The following is a 15126-nucleotide window of genomic DNA, read 5'->3' as shown; positions in this document are numbered from 1 at the left end:
TATGCAGCGGGAAAACAACAACGGATTCGGGGCCAGCCTCAGCTGGCCCAGGGCGGGCTGTAGCGCACCTTCAGCGTGCGCACCGCCGGTTCGGCGCGCAGCGCCTCCATCAGCTTGGAATCGACGCGCACCGCGCTCTGCCCGGAGACATCGAGCATGCCGGCGATGCCGCCATCGGGGCCCTTCAGCAGCAGGTCCAGGCGCAGGGGCGTGCGGCCGGGGCGATGGCGGTCGAGCAGGGCGTCGATGCGCTCCCACACCGGTCGCTGATGGCGCAGGTCCAGCCGCAGCGACAGGCGCGTGGCGTAGTTCGCACAGACCTCGTCGAAGTCCCAGCACTGGCGGATGCGCAGTGCGAAGCCGCCATTGAATTCGTCTTCGCGCAGGCCGCCCTTGACCACCAGGATACGGTCCTTGGTCATCAGGTGGCCGAACTCGGCCATGGCATCGGAGAACGCGCTGCATTCGACGCGGCCACGGCCATCTTCCAATTGGATGAAGATCTGGCTCTCGCCCTTGCGGCGCACGCCGACCACCTGGCCGGCAAGCACGGTCTGTACTTCCGGACGCCAGCGCTTCTCGCCGCCACCACTGTTGCTGTTGGCGCTCCAGATCTTTTCCACCGAGCCGAGGTCGGTACCGACCAGGTCGCGCACGTCATCGCGCCACGGGTCGAACGGGTGGCCGCTGAGGTAGAAGCCCAGCGTGTCGCGCTCGCCGTTGAGGCGCTGCAGCAACGGCCACTCGTCGGTTTCCTGCAGCTCCAGGTGGATGGCCTGCACGCCCGGCTCGGGGCCGCCGAACAGCGAGTTCTGGCCGGACGCACGCTCGCGCGCCATCTGTTCGGTGGCCTTGATCACTTCCGGCAGCTGCAGCATCAGCGAGGCACGGTTGTGGCCCAGCTCATCCAGCGCACCGCAGTTGATCATGGCTTCCAGCGTGCGCCGGTTGAGCTTGGCCGAACCGATGCGGGTGCAGAAATCGAGCAGATCGGTGTAGTCGCCGCCGCGAAGGCGTTCGTCCACCACCGCTTCGCAGGCACCCTGGCCGACGCCCTTGATCGCCCCCAGGCCGTACTGGATCGTGTCCGGCGTAGACGCTTCAAACATGAAGGCGGACTGGTTCACCTTCGGCGGCAGCACGGTCAGGCCGAGGTTGCGCACCTCGTCCAGGAAGCCGACCACCTTTTCGGTGTTGTCCATGTCCGAAGACAGCGTCGCGGCCATGAACTCGGCCGGGTAATGGCGCTTGAGCCAGGCCGTCTGGTAACTCACCAGCGCGTAGGCGGCGGCATGCGACTTGTTGAAGCCGTAGCCGGCGAACTTCTCCATCAGGTCGAAGATCGCATCGGCCTTGGCTTCGCCGACGCCGTCCTTGGCCGCACCTTCGCGGAAGATCTCGCGGTGCTTGGCCATTTCCGCCGGCACCTTCTTGCCCATCGCACGGCGCAGCAGGTCGGCGCCGCCCAGCGAGTAGCCGCCGACGATCTGCGCCATCTGCATCACCTGCTCCTGGTACACCATGATGCCGTAGGTGTCGCGCAGGATGCGCTCGGTGCGCGGATCGGGATACTCCACGTCTTCGCGCCCGTGCTTGCGGTCGACGAAGGAGGGAATCAGGTCCATCGGGCCGGGTCGGTACAGCGACACCAGCGCGATCAGGTCTTCGAAACGGTCGGGCTTGGCGTCCTTCAGCAGGCGGCGCATGCCCGAGGATTCGAACTGGAACACCGCACCGGTATTGCCCGAGGCGAAGATGTCCTTGTAGGTGGGCGCATCGTCCAGCGGCAGCTGGGTGATGTCCACCGGCGGAATGCCGGCGCGCTCGTGGCGCTTGTTGATCGCCTTCACCGCCCAGTCGATGATCGTCAGCGTGCGCAGGCCGAGGAAGTCGAACTTCACCAGGCCGACTTCTTCAACGTCGTTCTTGTCGAACTGGGTGACCGGATTCTTGCCGCGGCCCTCTTCATCGTGTTCGGCGAACAGCGGGCAGAACTCGCTCAGCGGCTCGGGCGCGATCACCACGCCGCCGGCGTGCTTGCCTGCGTTGCGGGTGAGGTCTTCCAGCTGCCGCGCCAGGTCGATCAGGTCGCGGACATCGTCCTCGCTCTGGTAGCGCTGGATCAGCTCGGGCGAGGCCATCTCGCTGTCCTTGCCCTCACCCATCGCATCTTTCAGCGAGATGCCGAGGATGTTCGGGATCAGCTTGGCGACACCGTCGACCAGGCCATAGGGGAAGCCGAGCACGCGGCCGGAGTCGCGCACCACCGCCTTGGCCGCCATGGTGCCGTAGGTGATGATCTGGCTGACCCGCTCGCGGCCATACTTGCGCGCGACGTAGTCGATGACTTCGTCGCGGCGGTCCATGCAGAAGTCGATGTCGAAGTCGGGCATCGACACGCGTTCGGGGTTGAGGAAGCGCTCGAACAGCAGGTTGTACGGCAGCGGGTCCAGATCGGTGATCTGCAGCGCCCACGCCACCAGCGAGCCGGCACCGGAACCACGGCCCGGGCCGATCGGGATGCCCTGCGCCTTGCCCCACTGGATGAAGTCGGCCACGATCAGGAAGTAGCCGGGGAAGCCCATCTTGATGATGGTGTCCAGCTCGAACTCGAGGCGGTCGCTGTAATCCTGCGCGGTCATGCCGGGCGCGATGGGATTCTTTTCCAGGCGCGCGGCCAGGCCCTTGCGCGATTCGCTGCGGATCCAGCTGTCCAGCGTCTCCTCGTCGGGCACCGGATAGTCGGGCAGGAAGTAGGTGCCCAGGCGCATCTCGATGTTGCAGCGCTCGGCCAGCGCCAGCGTGTTGTCGATCGCATCGGGGATGTCGGCAAACAGCGCGCACATCTCCTCGGCCGACTTCAGGTACTGCTGGTCGCTGTACTCGCGTGGGCGCTTGGGGTCATCCAGCACGCGGCCGGTGGAGATGCACACGCGTGCTTCGTGCGCGCTGAAATCGGACGGCGACAGGAAGCGAACGTCGTTGCTGGCGATCACCGGCAGGCCGCGCTGGCCGGCGGCCATCAGCGCGAACTGGTTGAAGCTTTCTTCGCCGTCGCGACCGGTGCGGGTCAGCTCCAGGTGCAGGCCGTCGCCGAACACGCGCTGCCAGTCGGCCAGCTGCTGTTCGGCCAGGTCGTGCTTGCCATCCAGCGCCAGGCGCCCGGCCAGGCTGTCACGGCCGGCCAGGGCGAACAGGCTGGCGTTGCCGGCCTTCAGCCAGTCCGGATGCACGGCCACGCCGCCCTCGGGGCGATGGCCTTCCATCCAGGCGCGGGTCAGCAGCCGCGACAGGCTCAGGTAGCCCTCGCGGTCGCGGCACAGCAGCGTCATCCGCCACGGGTCCTGGCCTTCCTCGGCGATCATCACGTCGGCGCCGGCGATGGGCTTGATGCCCACGCCTTCGGCAGCCTTGTAGAACTTGACCAGGGCGAACAGGTTGTTGAGGTCGGTCACCGCCAGCGCAGGCAGGCCGAGTTCGACCGAGCGTGACAGCAGGTTGGCCTGCTTGGCCTTCTTCGGGTCAGCCTGGTCCGGCTTGGCCGGCACGCGGATGGTCGAGTCCGCCAGCGAGAACTCGGTGTGGACGTGGAGATGTACGAAGCGGGAGTTGGACATGCCGGACCAGGTTGGAGCGCGCAGGCCCCGGGTGCAGACGCGGGAATCGTCGCCGGGGTCGGGAAGCGCTGGAGTGCCCGGTCAGGGTAGCGAGGGCAGGGGGTTGCCACAAGGCTTGACAGGGGCACGGCGTGGCGCCGGATTCAGGCGTGCGGGAGGCCGCCTTCTGTAGAGCCGAGCCCATGCTCGGCTGCTGTGGACAGCCGAGCATGGGCTCGGCTCTGCAACTCCAGCAGGCTCAGGCGATGGCCGCGACAGCCGGCGCTTCCAGGCACTCGCGCACCGGGGCGAAACTGCGCCGGTGCTCCGCGCACGGGCCATGTTCGCGCAGGGCGGCCAGATGCGCCGGGGTGCCGTAGCCCTTGTGCTGGTCGAAACCGTACTGCGGGTGGCGTGCGTGCAGGTCCAGCATGTAGCGGTCGCGCGAGACCTTGGCCAGGATCGAGGCCGCCATGATCGCGCGGTCGATGCCATCGCCGCCGACCAGCGCCTGCGCGGGCAGCACCAATCCCTTGGGTACTACGTTGCCATCGATGCGGGCGAAGCCGGCCACGTGGGCCACCGCCGCGACGACATCGCGCATGCCCTGCAGCGTGGCTTGATAGATGTTCAGGCGATCGATGGCTTCCACGTCCACCAGCACCACGTGCCAGGCCAGGGCGCGGTCGAGGATGCGGTCATGCAGCTGCTCGCGGCGGGCCGCGGTCAGCTGCTTGGAATCATCCAGGCCGTTCAGTCGTGGCCGCTGCGGATCGAACACCACCGCTGCCACCGCGACTGGGCCAGCCAGCGGTCCCCGACCCGCTTCGTCGACACCGGCGATGCGGTGGCCGGGGTCGATCACCGCGGCGCCATCAAACAGGGCCAGGCTGGCCGCTGCGGCATGGCGACGGCTCATGCTTTTTCCTGGCCGCGGACCAGCAGCTCGCCAACGGCATCGGCTGCACGCGCCGAGGCATTGCGGCGCAGGCGTTCATGCAGGCGCGCGTAGATACCGTGCAGGTCTGCGATCCGCTGCGGGTGGTCGAACCACTGCTGGACGGCCGCAGCCAGTTTCTCCGGCGTGCAGTCGTGCTGCATCAGTTCTGGCGCCAGGTCCTGGCCAGCAAGGATGTTGGGCAGGGCGAAGCGGTCGACCTTGATCAATCCCAGCGCCTTCACCAGGCGGTACGTCAGTTCGTTGACCCGGTAGCCGACGACCATCGGCCGCTTCACCAGCATCGCTTCCAGGGTCGCGGTGCCGGAGGCCAGCACCACCACGTCGGCGGCGATCATCGCGTTGCGCGCCTGGCCGTCCAGTACATGCGAATAGGCCACCGGCAGTGCCGAGCGTGACAGCTGTTCTTCGATCAGGCGACGGCAGGCCGCGTTGGCCGCAGGGACCACCACGTGCAGGCCGGGAATGCGCTCGGATACCTGCCAGGCGGCCTCGAAAAAAGCTTCGCCGAGCTTGGAGATCTCGCCCAGGCGGCTGCCGGGAAGTACGGCCAGCACCTTGGCCGAGGCGGGCAGGCCGAGTTCGATCCTGGCCGCTTCACGGTCGACGTGCAGCGGGATGTCATCGGCCATCGGATGGCCGACGAAGCGCGCGTCGATGCCGTGCTTGGCGTAGATCGGTGGTTCCATCGGGAACAGGCACAGCACCAGGTCGGCGCTGCTGCCGATCTTCTCGGCGCGCTTCTCGCGCCATGCCCATACCGAAGGGCTGACGTAGTGCACGGTGCGCACGCCACGCTGTTTCAGCCAGCGTTCGATGCCCAGATTGAAGTCGGGAGCATCGATGCCGATGAACACGTCCGGCTGCCACTCCAGCGCACGCTGGCGGAACGCCGAACGCAGCTTGAGCAGGCGCGGCAGATGGCGCAGCACTTCGGTCAGGCCCATCACCGCCAGTTCGCTGGCATCGTGCCAGGTCTGGCAGCCGGCGCTGCGCATGGCATCGCCGCCGATGCCGGCGAATTCGGCATGCGGGAAGCGGGCCTTCAGTTCGCGTATCAGGCCCGCACCGAGCAGGTCGCCGGAGGCTTCACCAGCGACCAGCGCGATCCGCAACGGACGATCGCTGAGCACCCGATGCGCAGGCACGCTGCCGACCATCGAGGCCAGCGAAATCACGTCGGCGCCGGCCGGCGCCTGGCCGGTCGCGCTGCTCATCGCAGCAGGTGCCTCTCGGTGTGTTCGATGAAGTCCAGCATCGACTTGACGTCGTCGCTGTCGCGCGCCTGCTCGGCCAGCTGCGCCTTGGCTTCGGCCAGCGGCAGGCCCGCCACGTACAGCGTGCGGTAGGCGCGCTTGATGGCGGTGATGCGCTCGGGGTCGAAGCCGCGGCGCTTCAGGCCCTCGCTGTTGATGCCGCGCGGGCGGCCCAGCGAGTCGGTGCCGACCATGGTGAACGGGGGCACGTCGCCATTGGTCAGCGCGCCCATGCCGAGGAAGGCATGCGCACCGATGCGGCAGAACTGATGCGCGCCGGCGAAGCCGCTGATGATCACGTAGTCACCCACGGTCACGTGGCCGGCCAGCGTGGTGTTGTTGGAGAACACGCAGAAGTTGCCGACGTGGCAATCGTGGGCCACGTGCGTGTAGGCCAGCATCCAGTTGTCATCGCCGATGGTAGTGATGCCACCGCCGCCGCCGGTGCCACGGTTGAGGGTAACGAACTCGCGGAACACGTTGCGGTCGCCGATCACCAGTTCGGTGCGTTCACCGGCGTACTTCTTGTCCTGCGGCTCGCCGCCGACCGCTACGTGGCCGATGAAACGGTTGTCGCGGCCGATCCGGGTCGGGCCGTGCACGCTGCAGTGCGGCCCTACTTGGGTACCGGCACCGATCTCGACGTCCGGACCGATGATCGTGAACGCGCCCACGCGGACATCGTCGGCCAGGCGCGCCGACGGATCGATCACGGCAGTGGGATGGATCAGGGGGGCGTTGTCGCTCATCTCGGGCCTCCAGCCAGGGTCATTCGCGGGTGCCGGCGCACAGCACCTCGGCGCAGGCGACGACTTCGCCGTCGACCTTGGCCACACAGTCGTACACGGCCATATTGCGGATCACCCGCTTGATCTCCACGTGCATCTCCAGCACGTCACCCGGCACCACCTGCTTGGTGAAGCGGGCCTTGTCGACCTTGACCATGTAGAACAGCTTGGACTGCGCATCGCGGCCCAGGGTCAACTGGGTCAGCACGCCACCGGCCTGGGCCATGGCTTCGATGATCAGCACACCGGGCATGATCGGCTGGCCCGGGAAGTGGCCCTGGAAGAACGGCTCGTTGATGCTGACGTTCTTGGTCGCGACGATCGTGCGCTTCTCGTAGTCGATCGACACCACCTTGTCCACCAGCAGGAACGGGTAGCGGTGCGGAAGCAGCGTCTGGATCTGCGCCATGTCCGGCAGGGTCTGGGGCTGGCTCATTCTTTCTCCTTGCTCACAGACAGGATGCGACGGGCCAGTGCATCGAGCTGCTTGAAGCGCGCGGCGTTTTTGCGCCACGTGCGGTTGTCGGTCAGGGGCGTGCCGGAGGAATACTCGCCCGGCTCGGTGATGGAGTTGCGGACCACCGATTTGCCGGTGATCACGACCTTGTCGCAGATTTCGAGATGACCGACGACGCCAACGGCGCCGCCGAGCAGGCAGTAACGGCCGATCTTGGCGCTGCCGGCAATACCGGTGCAGCCTGCGATGGCCGAGTGGGCGCCGATCTGCACGTTGTGTGCGATCTGCACCAGGTTGTCCAGGCGGACGTCCTCGGCCAGCACGGTGTCTTCCAGCGCGCCACGGTCAACACAGGTGTTGGCACCGATCTCGCAGTCGTCGCCGATGCGCACGCCGCCAAGCTGCGGCACCTTGATCCATTTGCCGGCATCCATTGCCAGGCCGAAGCCGTCGGCGCCCAGCACGGCGCCGGGATGGATGCGCACGCGCTTGCCCAGCTTGACGCGGGTGACCAGGGTGACGCGGGCGATCAGCTCGCAGCCGCTGTCGAGGGTGCAGTCTTCGCCGATGATGCTGCCGGCGCCGATGATGCAGTTCTCGCCGATGACGCTGCGTGCGCCGATGGTGACGAACGGGCCGACGTGGGCGCTGGCGGCGACCTGCGCCTGCGGATCGATCACCGCGCTGGGGTGGATGCCGGGCGGGCGGGTCGGGGCGATGTCGAACAGCGCGCCGATCTTGGCAAAGGTGGTGTAGGGATCCTTGGCAACCAGCGCGGTGCCGGGAGCTGCGTCGGCATCCTCGGCGCGCAGGACCACGATGTCGGCCTGGCTGTCGGCCAGCTGGGCGCGGTAGCGCGGGTTGGCGAGGAAGGTCAGCTGGCCGGCACCGGCATGGGCGAGGGTGGCCACGCCATGGATGGCGGTGCTCGGGTCGCCATGGACCTGCAGGCCGAACTGATCGGCGAGTTGCTGGGCGGTGTAGGTAGGAGTATTCACGGCGGGAGTTTAACGTGTGACGCCATTGCGGTCATGCGGGAGCAAAAGCCGGCGCCTGGTTGATCCGTGGGGCGATGGCGCAGGGGGCTGCCCAGGACACGCCGTAAACCCGTCCCTGGGGGCTCGATGGCGCCATCCATGGCGCCAACGGTCCTGGTCAGCCCCCTGCGCCATCACCGGATGGTCTCCCGCGCGCGAGCGGATCCAACGTCCACAGTCGCCTGCAGCGCCGAGCCATACTCGGCTCACCGCGCGTCAGCGTGCGCTTCAATAACGAAAACGCCGGGCAAAGCCCGGCGATTCGAGACCCGTCTGGTGGAGAGCCCCCCTTCTGTTAAGGGGGGCGCGCCAGCGGCGCGGGGGATAGGTGAAATGCGCGGGCAATTCACCGGAGGTGGATCAGTTCTGAGGAACGTTGTTCCTCAGAACTGGCCACCGAACGTGAATTGCAGGCGTTCGATCTCGTCGCCGTCCTTCTTCTTCAGCGGGAACGCGTAGCTGATCGAGATCGGGCCGACCGGCGCGCGCCACAGCAGGGCCACACCGGTGGACACGCGCAGCTCGTTGGCCTTGAAGTTGTCGGTGCCGTTGTAGACGTTGCCGAAGTCGACGAAGGCCGAGACGCGGGCCGACGGGCTGTCGAACAGACGCGGGAAGTAGGCTTCGACCGAACCGACGGTCTTCAGCGAGCCACCCAGCGGCTGGCCGTTCGGGTAACCGCTGGTGACTTCACGCGGGCCGAGGGTGTTGTCCTCAAAACCACGCACCGAGTTGGTACCACCGGCGTAGAAGTTCTCGTAGAACGGCAAGCCCGACGCGGTGACGGTACGGGTGGTGCCGTCGCCGTTGTCGATCACGCGGGTCTTGTCGTTGCCGTAGGAGTCACCGTAGCCGATTTCGGCGCGGGTGTTGATCACCAGCGAGGGGATGATCGGCCAGTACTTGCTGATCTGGTAGTTCAGCTTGTAGTACTCGATGGTCGAACCCGGCAGGGTGGTTTCCAGGCCCACGCGCTGGTAGGTACCGCGGGTCGGCATGAAGTAGTCGTTGCGGGAGTCGCGCGCCCAGCCCAGCTCCGTGCGCCATGCATGGAAGGTGCGGCTGCCGACGGCATCGATGTAGTCGATGATCGACTTCGGAGTCGAGCCCGCATACGTGGTGATCTGGTTGCTGTCGATGCCGAACATCAGCGAGACGGTGTCGGTCTCGGTGATCGGCACGCCGAACACCACCTGCGCCGAACCGTTGGTGCTGTTGTACTGCGCGGTGTTGAAGTCGGAGTAGTCCAGCTCGCGCCAGGACAGGTTGTAGCCCAGCGAGACGCCGTCATCGGTGAAGTACGGATTGGTGTAGCTGAAGCCGTAGCGCTGCAGGTAGCTGCTGCGCGAGGCTTCGACCGACACGCGGTTGCCGCCGCCCAGGAAGTTGTTCTGCGACAGCTGCACCGAGGTGGTCATGCCGTAGGACTGCGAATAGCCCAGGCCGAACACGAAGCTGCCCGAGGTGGTTTCCTTGACGTTGTAGACGACGTCGACCTGGTCGTTGCTGCCGCTGACGGCCGGGGTTTCCACTTCGACGCCTTCGAAGTAGCCCAGGCGCTGCAGGCGGATCTTGGAACGGTCGATGGCGGCCTGCGAGTACCAGCTGTTCTCGAACTGGCGCATTTCGCGGCGCATCACCTCGTCGGAGGTGCGGGTGTTGCCCTTGAAGATGATGCGGCGGACGGTCACGCGCGGGCCGGGCACGACCTGCATGTTGACCGCCACGGTCTGCTCGGCGCGGTTGGTGGTCGGAATCGGGTTCACCTTGGCGAAGGCGTAGCCGATGTTGGACAGCGAGTTGGTGATCGAGTCGGAGCTGAATTCCAGCAGCGCACGCGAGAACGTGTCGCCGGACTTCTGCACGACCATGCGCTCGACGTCTTCCTGCGGCAGGATCGTATCGCCGCTGACCTTGATCTCGGAGATCTTGTACTGGTCACCTTCGGTCACGCCGGCGGTGATGAACATGTCGCGCTTGTCGGGGCTGATCGACACCTGCGTCGAGTCGATGCTGAAGTCGACATAGCCGCGGTCCAGGTACCAGGAATTCAGCTTCTCCAGGTCGCCGGACAGCTTTTCCTTGGAGTACTGGTCGTCACGGCGGTACCACGACGCCCAGTTGTGCTCCTTGGACTCCCAGTACTCCAGGATGTCCTTGCTGTCGTACTTCTCGGTGCCGACGATGTTGACGTGGCGGATCTTGGCCGCCTTGCCTTCCTTGATCGCGATGGCGATGTCGACGCGGTTGCGATCCAGCGGGCTCACCGTCGGGGTGATGTCGACGGTGTATTTGCCACGGTCGTTGTACTGGCGGCGAAGTTCCTGGGTCACGCGGTCCAGGCTCAGGCGATCGAAGGTGCCGCCTTCGGTCAGGCCGATGTCGGACAGGCCCTTGAGCAGCTGGTCGGACTTGATGTCCTTGTTGCCGGTGACGGTCAGCTTGTTGATCGCCGGACGTTCCTTGACGGTCACCACCAGGATGCTGCCCTGGCGATCCAGCTGAACGTCTTCGAAGAAGCCGGTCTTGTACAGGGCGCGGATGGTCTCGCCGACCTTGCTGTCGGTGACGGTCTCGCCACGCTCGACCGGCAGGTAGGTGAACACCGTACCGGAGCTGATGCGCTGCAGGCCGTCGACGCGGATGTCGCTGACAGTGAAGGGCTCGGCTGCCTGGGCCAGGGCGGGAGCGCCGGTGACGGCGGCGAGGGCGAGGGCCAGCAGGCGGCGATTGGGGAGTCGCGTCATGTCACGTCCGGTAGGAAGGTCGATTTCATTGGTAAGGGATGCCGACGCTGTAGACGGCAAAAACATGGAAAAGTTCATCGCGGGACCAGGCCGAGGATGTCGTTGTAGAACGCCAATCCCATCAGCCCGGCCAGCAACGCCAGGCCGATGTATTGGCCGGCGGCGACGGCACGCTCGCTCAGCGGGCTGCCCTTGACCAACTCGATAAGGTAATACAGCAGGTGGCCGCCGTCCAAGATGGGGATCGGCAGCAGGTTGATGATGCACAGGCTCAGCGACAGCAGGGCGAGGAACTGGATGAACCAATCCACGCCACGTTTGGCCGAAATATTGGCGACCCGGGCAATGGTGACCGGGCCGGAAACGTTCTGCAGCGAGGCTTTGCCGGTGACGATCCGGCCCATCATGGCCAATGAATCGGCGGCCATCCTGCCGGTTTCACGCACCGCCACCGTCACTGACTGCAGCGGGCCGAACTTGAGCAGGGTGTCGTAGGCGGGGCTGTAGCTCTTGGCAAAGCCGGCGCCGATCTGCCAGGTGGGCTGGCCCTTGCCGTCCTTGCCCTGGCGCGGGGTGATCTCCAGCGCCAGGCGCTCGCCGCCACGCAGCACCTCGATCATCGCCGGGCCACCGCGGCGGCCGAGGCTGCCCACTTCGCTGATGGCCTGCTCGACGCTGTCGATGCGCTGGCCGTCGATCGCCACGATCAGATCGCCGGTCTGCAGGTGACCTTCCGCCGCCGAACCCTTCACGATGTTGTCCACCAGCGGCGGCTGCAGCCACGCACGCCAGTACACGCCGGCCAGGATCGGAACCCGGCGTTCATCGAAACCGGCCGGCAGCTGCGACAGCGGCAGGGTGCGCGAGCGCAGCTGGTCTGCGGGGTCCAGAACTTCAAGGGTCACATCGCGACGGTCCATCGCCGCCGCGGTCAGGGCCATGCTGGCCTCACCCAGGGTGATCACATCACGGCCGTCCACGCTCAGCAGGCGGTCACCACTGCCGAGCCCGGCCGTGGCGGCCATGCCCGTAGCGCGGCCCACGGTTGCGGAATAGTCCTGCTTGCCGATCACGAACATCGCCCACAGCAGCAGGATGCACAGCAGCAGGTTGGCGATCGGGCCGGCGGCGACAATGGCGATGCGCTGCCATACGGTCTTGTGGTTGAAGGCCTGGCCGCGCTCGTGCGGATGGACCTCGACTTCGCGTTCGTCGAGGAATTTCACATAGCCGCCCAGCGGGATGGCGGCGATGGCGAACTCGGTGCCATGGCGGTCGCGGCGCGACCACAGCGGACGGCCGAAGCCGACCGAGAAGCGCAGTACCTTGACCCCGCACAGGCGCCCGACCCAGTAATGCCCGAATTCGTGGAAGGTGACCAGCAGCCCAAGGCTCACGATCATCCACCAGACCGATCCGATGAAGTCAGTCATGCAGGTTCACATTGGCGGACACGGGCGGCGGCGTCATACGGGATGGGTGCGCTGTTCAGGTGGCGGCGATGGCGTTCAGGGTCAGCTGGCGGGCCCGCTGGTCGGCGGACAACAGAACCTCAAGTGTATCGGCTGGTTCGGTCGGCAGTGTTGAAAGAGCGTTAGCAACCAGCGTCGGAATGGTCAGGAAGCCTATGCGGCCCTGAAGAAACGCTGAAACAGCCTCTTCGTTGGCTGCGTTCAGCACCGCCGGGGCGGTACCACCGGCGCGCATCGCCTGCCACGCCAGGGCCAGACAGGGGAAGGCGTCGGTGTCGGGGGCTTCGAAATCCAGCCGACCCTGGGTCAGCAGGTCCAGCCCGGACACGCCCGATTCGATCCGTTGCGGCCAGCCCAGGCCCACCGCCAGGGTGGTGCGCATGTCTGGCAGGCCCATCTGCGCCAAGGTGGAGCCGTCAACGAACTCCACCAGCGAATGCACCAGGCTCTGCGGGTGCACCAGCACCTCGATGCGCTCGCCGGGGATGCCGAACAGATGGTGGGCCTCGATCACTTCCAGGCCTTTATTCATCAACGTCGCCGAATCGACCGAGATCTTCGGCCCCATCGACCACTTCGGGTGCGCCACGGCCTGGGCCGGGGTGACCTGCGCCAGTTCGGCGCGGCTGCGCCCGCGGAACGGTCCGCCCGAGGCGGTCAGCAGGATGCGGCGCACGCCGGCACCGTCAAGGCTGGCATCACGTGAACGCAGGCACTGGAAGATCGCGCTGTGCTCGCTGTCGATCGGAATGATCTCGGCGCCGGCACGTTCGGCGGTACGGGTCAGCAGTTCGCCGGCCAGTACCAGGGATTCCTTGTTCGCCAGCAGGATGCGCTTGCCGGCCGCAGCGGCGGCCAGGGTCGAGGACAGGCCGGCGGCACCGACGATCGCGGCCACCACGGTATCGCAGGCGTCACTGGCCGCCAGCTGGTCCAGCGCGGCATGGCCGGCGTGGGCCTGGGTGGCCAGGCCGGCGTCGCGCAGGCCGTCACGCAGTTCGGCATACAGGGTTTCATCGGCGATCACCGCATGGGCGGGCCGGTGCTGCCGGCACAGGGCCAGCAGCGCCTGTACCTGGCGGCCGGCGGCGAGCACGGTGGCCTGGTAACGCAGCGGATGGCGGGCGATCACGTCAAGCGTGGAGGCACCAATCGAGCCGGTGGCGCCGAATACGGCGACCCGGCGCAGGTCTGCAGCAGCATCCATGGTCAGAACCCGAAGATTTCCTTGCCCAGTGCGAACACCGGGATGGCCGCCAGCACGCCGTCGACGCGGTCGAGCACGCCGCCGTGGCCGGGGATCAGGTGGCCTGAATCCTTGGCGCCGGCATGGCGCTTGATCAGGCTTTCAAACAGGTCGCCCAGTACCGAGGCGAACACGGCCACCACCGAGGTGACCAGCAGGCCCGGCAAGTGCGCGGCATCGATGCCGGCCAGCCAGCCCAGGCCGACGGCCACCGCAACACCGGCGATCAGCCCACCGACGAGGCCTTCCCATGTCTTGTTCGGGCTGATCCGAGGTGCCAGCTTGTGCTTGCCGAAGTGACGGCCAGCGAAGTAGGCGCCTGAATCAGCGGCCCAGACCAGCGCCAGCGCGGCCAGCAGCCACAGGTGGCCCTGATGGCCCGGCGGGTCGCCGCCGGCATGGATCAGCACCAGCGCAGCCCACGCCGGCACGATCGCCAGGGTGCCGGCCAGCAGCTTGAGGATGCGCGCCGGACTTCCGGGCTGCGCGCCGAAGTTGAAGAAGCGCAGCCAGACCAGCGCGCCCAGCCACCAGGCCACGCCCACCAGGGTCGCGATCTGGAACAGCACGAGGGTGCCGGCATCGGCCCACACCAGCAGCACCATCAGCACCAGGTTGAGGACCAGCAGCACGGTGCGGGCGAGGGTGTCTTCGACATCGGCCAGTTTCAGCCATTCCCACAGGCCGATCAGCAGCACGGCAGCAGCGGCGGCGGCCAGCCATTGCGTGGGCAGCAACAGGATCGCAGCAATGGCGACCGGCGCCATGATCAGCGCGGCGAGGACTCGGGTCTTGGTCATGGGCTGGACGTCTCGGTGGCCAGGGCGGCGATCTGGGCGCTGGTCAGGCCGAAGCGGCGCTCACGGCTGGCATAGGCATCCAGCGCCAGCTGCAGCTGCGCGGCGTCGAAATCCGGCCACAGCGCTTCGGTGAACCACAGCTCGGTATACGCCAGCTGCCACAGCAGGAAATTGCTGATGCGGGTATCGCCGCCGGTGCGGATGAACAGGTCCGGTGGCGGCAGGTCGGCCAGAGCCACCTGTCGCCCCAGCAGGGATTCGTCGATCTGCTCGGGAAGCAGGCGGCCGGCGGCCACTTCAACGGCCAGTGCGCGTGCGGCACGGGCGATGTCCTGGCGGCCACCATAGCTGGCGGCGATCGACAGGGTCAGAGCGCGGTTGTCGGCGGTGCGCTGTTCGGCCAGCTGCATGCGGCTGACCAGGGCGGCGCCGAAGCGCTCGCGTTCGCCGATGAAGCGCACGCGCACGCCGCGCCGATGCAGCTCGTCCACTTCGCGATCGAGCGCGCCGAGGAACAGCTTCATCAACGCATCGACTTCTTCCTGCGGCCGGCCCCAGTTCTCGCTGGAGAACGCGAACAGGGTCAGCGCCGGAATGCCCAGCTCCAGGCAGCGCTCGATGGTACGGTTGACCGCACGTGCACCGGCCCGATGGCCGATCACGCGGGGGCGACGGCGCTGCTGTGCCCAACGCCCGTTGCCATCCATGATGATGGCAACGTGGCGCGGCAGGGCGGCCGGCAGGGGAGGCGGGACTGAAGGCATCGACT

11 protein-coding genes are annotated in these 15126 nt (G+C 66.8%); all 11 read right to left on the bottom strand.

What is annotated here, in order from left to right:
- Positions 1-38 precede the first annotated feature (38 nt).
- The gene (gene dnaE, locus QOL57_RS04140; RefSeq protein WP_089239825.1) at positions 39-3617 is read right to left on the bottom strand and encodes a DNA polymerase III subunit alpha; all 3579 of its coding nucleotides are present in this window, start codon (positions 3615-3617) and stop codon (positions 39-41) included.
- Between the two features lie 238 nt (positions 3618-3855).
- A complete protein-coding gene (locus QOL57_RS04135) occupies positions 3856-4515 on the bottom strand; it encodes a ribonuclease HII (protein WP_089239827.1) in 660 nt (219 codons plus the stop codon).
- Positions 4512-5714, bottom strand: coding sequence for a lipid-A-disaccharide synthase (gene lpxB / locus QOL57_RS04130; RefSeq protein ID WP_242630019.1), 1203 nt, complete (start codon positions 5712-5714; stop codon positions 4512-4514). The genes QOL57_RS04135 and lpxB overlap by 4 nt, the downstream gene beginning before the upstream one ends.
- Positions 5715-5767: 53 nt before the next feature.
- On the bottom strand, positions 5768-6559 hold the full coding sequence (lpxA, locus tag QOL57_RS04125; RefSeq protein WP_089239831.1) for an acyl-ACP--UDP-N-acetylglucosamine O-acyltransferase: 792 nt from the start codon (positions 6557-6559) through the stop codon (positions 5768-5770).
- A gap of 19 nt (positions 6560-6578) precedes the next feature.
- Positions 6579-7034 carry a 3-hydroxyacyl-ACP dehydratase FabZ gene (gene fabZ, locus QOL57_RS04120; protein WP_089239833.1) on the bottom strand — a complete coding sequence of 152 codons (456 nt, stop codon included), beginning with the start codon at positions 7032-7034 and terminating at the stop codon, positions 6579-6581.
- Positions 7031-8053, bottom strand: coding sequence for a UDP-3-O-(3-hydroxymyristoyl)glucosamine N-acyltransferase (gene lpxD / locus QOL57_RS04115; RefSeq protein ID WP_089239835.1), 1023 nt, complete (start codon positions 8051-8053; stop codon positions 7031-7033). The genes fabZ and lpxD overlap by 4 nt, the downstream gene beginning before the upstream one ends.
- Before the next feature lie 422 nt (positions 8054-8475).
- Positions 8476-10839 (bottom strand): outer membrane protein assembly factor BamA, encoded by a 2364-nt coding sequence (gene bamA / locus QOL57_RS04110; RefSeq protein WP_089239837.1) that lies wholly within the window; start codon positions 10837-10839, stop codon positions 8476-8478.
- A gap of 74 nt (positions 10840-10913) precedes the next feature.
- Positions 10914-12272, bottom strand: a complete 1359-nt coding sequence (gene rseP / locus QOL57_RS04105) for an RIP metalloprotease RseP (RefSeq protein ID WP_089239839.1) — start codon at positions 12270-12272, stop codon at positions 10914-10916.
- Positions 12273-12327: 55 nt separating this feature from the next.
- On the bottom strand, positions 12328-13518 hold the full coding sequence (locus QOL57_RS04100; RefSeq protein WP_089239841.1) for a 1-deoxy-D-xylulose-5-phosphate reductoisomerase: 1191 nt from the start codon (positions 13516-13518) through the stop codon (positions 12328-12330).
- A 2-nt stretch (positions 13519-13520) separates the two neighbouring features.
- Complete coding sequence (locus QOL57_RS04095; RefSeq protein ID WP_025877667.1) at positions 13521-14357, bottom strand: phosphatidate cytidylyltransferase; 837 nt, start codon at positions 14355-14357, stop codon at positions 13521-13523.
- Complete coding sequence (uppS, locus tag QOL57_RS04090) at positions 14354-15121, bottom strand: polyprenyl diphosphate synthase (protein WP_089239843.1); 768 nt, start codon at positions 15119-15121, stop codon at positions 14354-14356. Before uppS ends, QOL57_RS04095 begins: the two co-directional genes overlap by 4 nt.
- Between the last annotated feature and the right edge of the window lie 5 nt (positions 15122-15126).

Origin of the sequence: Stenotrophomonas sp. yr243, assembly GCF_900184195.1 — a bacterium.
Taxonomy (GTDB): domain Bacteria; phylum Pseudomonadota; class Gammaproteobacteria; order Xanthomonadales; family Xanthomonadaceae; genus Stenotrophomonas; species Stenotrophomonas lactitubi.
The sequence above is the reverse complement of the archived record's forward strand: the minus strand, read 5'-3'. Positions and strand labels throughout refer to the sequence as shown.

Coding starts and splice junctions, on each gene's coding strand:
- dnaE (WP_089239825.1), bottom strand. CDS start 3,617: ATGTCCAACTCCCGCTTCGTACATCTCCACGTCCACACCGAGTTCTCG.
- lpxB (WP_242630019.1), bottom strand. CDS start 5,714: ATGGTCGGCAGCGTGCCTGCGCATCGGGTGCTCAGCGATCGTCCGTTG.
- rseP (WP_089239839.1), bottom strand. CDS start 12,272: ATGACTGACTTCATCGGATCGGTCTGGTGGATGATCGTGAGCCTTGGG.
- lpxA (WP_089239831.1), bottom strand. CDS start 6,559: ATGAGCGACAACGCCCCCCTGATCCATCCCACTGCCGTGATCGATCCG.
- QOL57_RS04100 (WP_089239841.1), bottom strand. CDS start 13,518: ATGGATGCTGCTGCAGACCTGCGCCGGGTCGCCGTATTCGGCGCCACC.
- bamA (WP_089239837.1), bottom strand. CDS start 10,839: ATGACGCGACTCCCCAATCGCCGCCTGCTGGCCCTCGCCCTCGCCGCC.
- QOL57_RS04135 (WP_089239827.1), bottom strand. CDS start 4,515: ATGAGCCGTCGCCATGCCGCAGCGGCCAGCCTGGCCCTGTTTGATGGC.
- uppS (WP_089239843.1), bottom strand. CDS start 15,121: ATGCCTTCAGTCCCGCCTCCCCTGCCGGCCGCCCTGCCGCGCCACGTT.
- QOL57_RS04095 (WP_025877667.1), bottom strand. CDS start 14,357: ATGACCAAGACCCGAGTCCTCGCCGCGCTGATCATGGCGCCGGTCGCC.
- fabZ (WP_089239833.1), bottom strand. CDS start 7,034: ATGAGCCAGCCCCAGACCCTGCCGGACATGGCGCAGATCCAGACGCTG.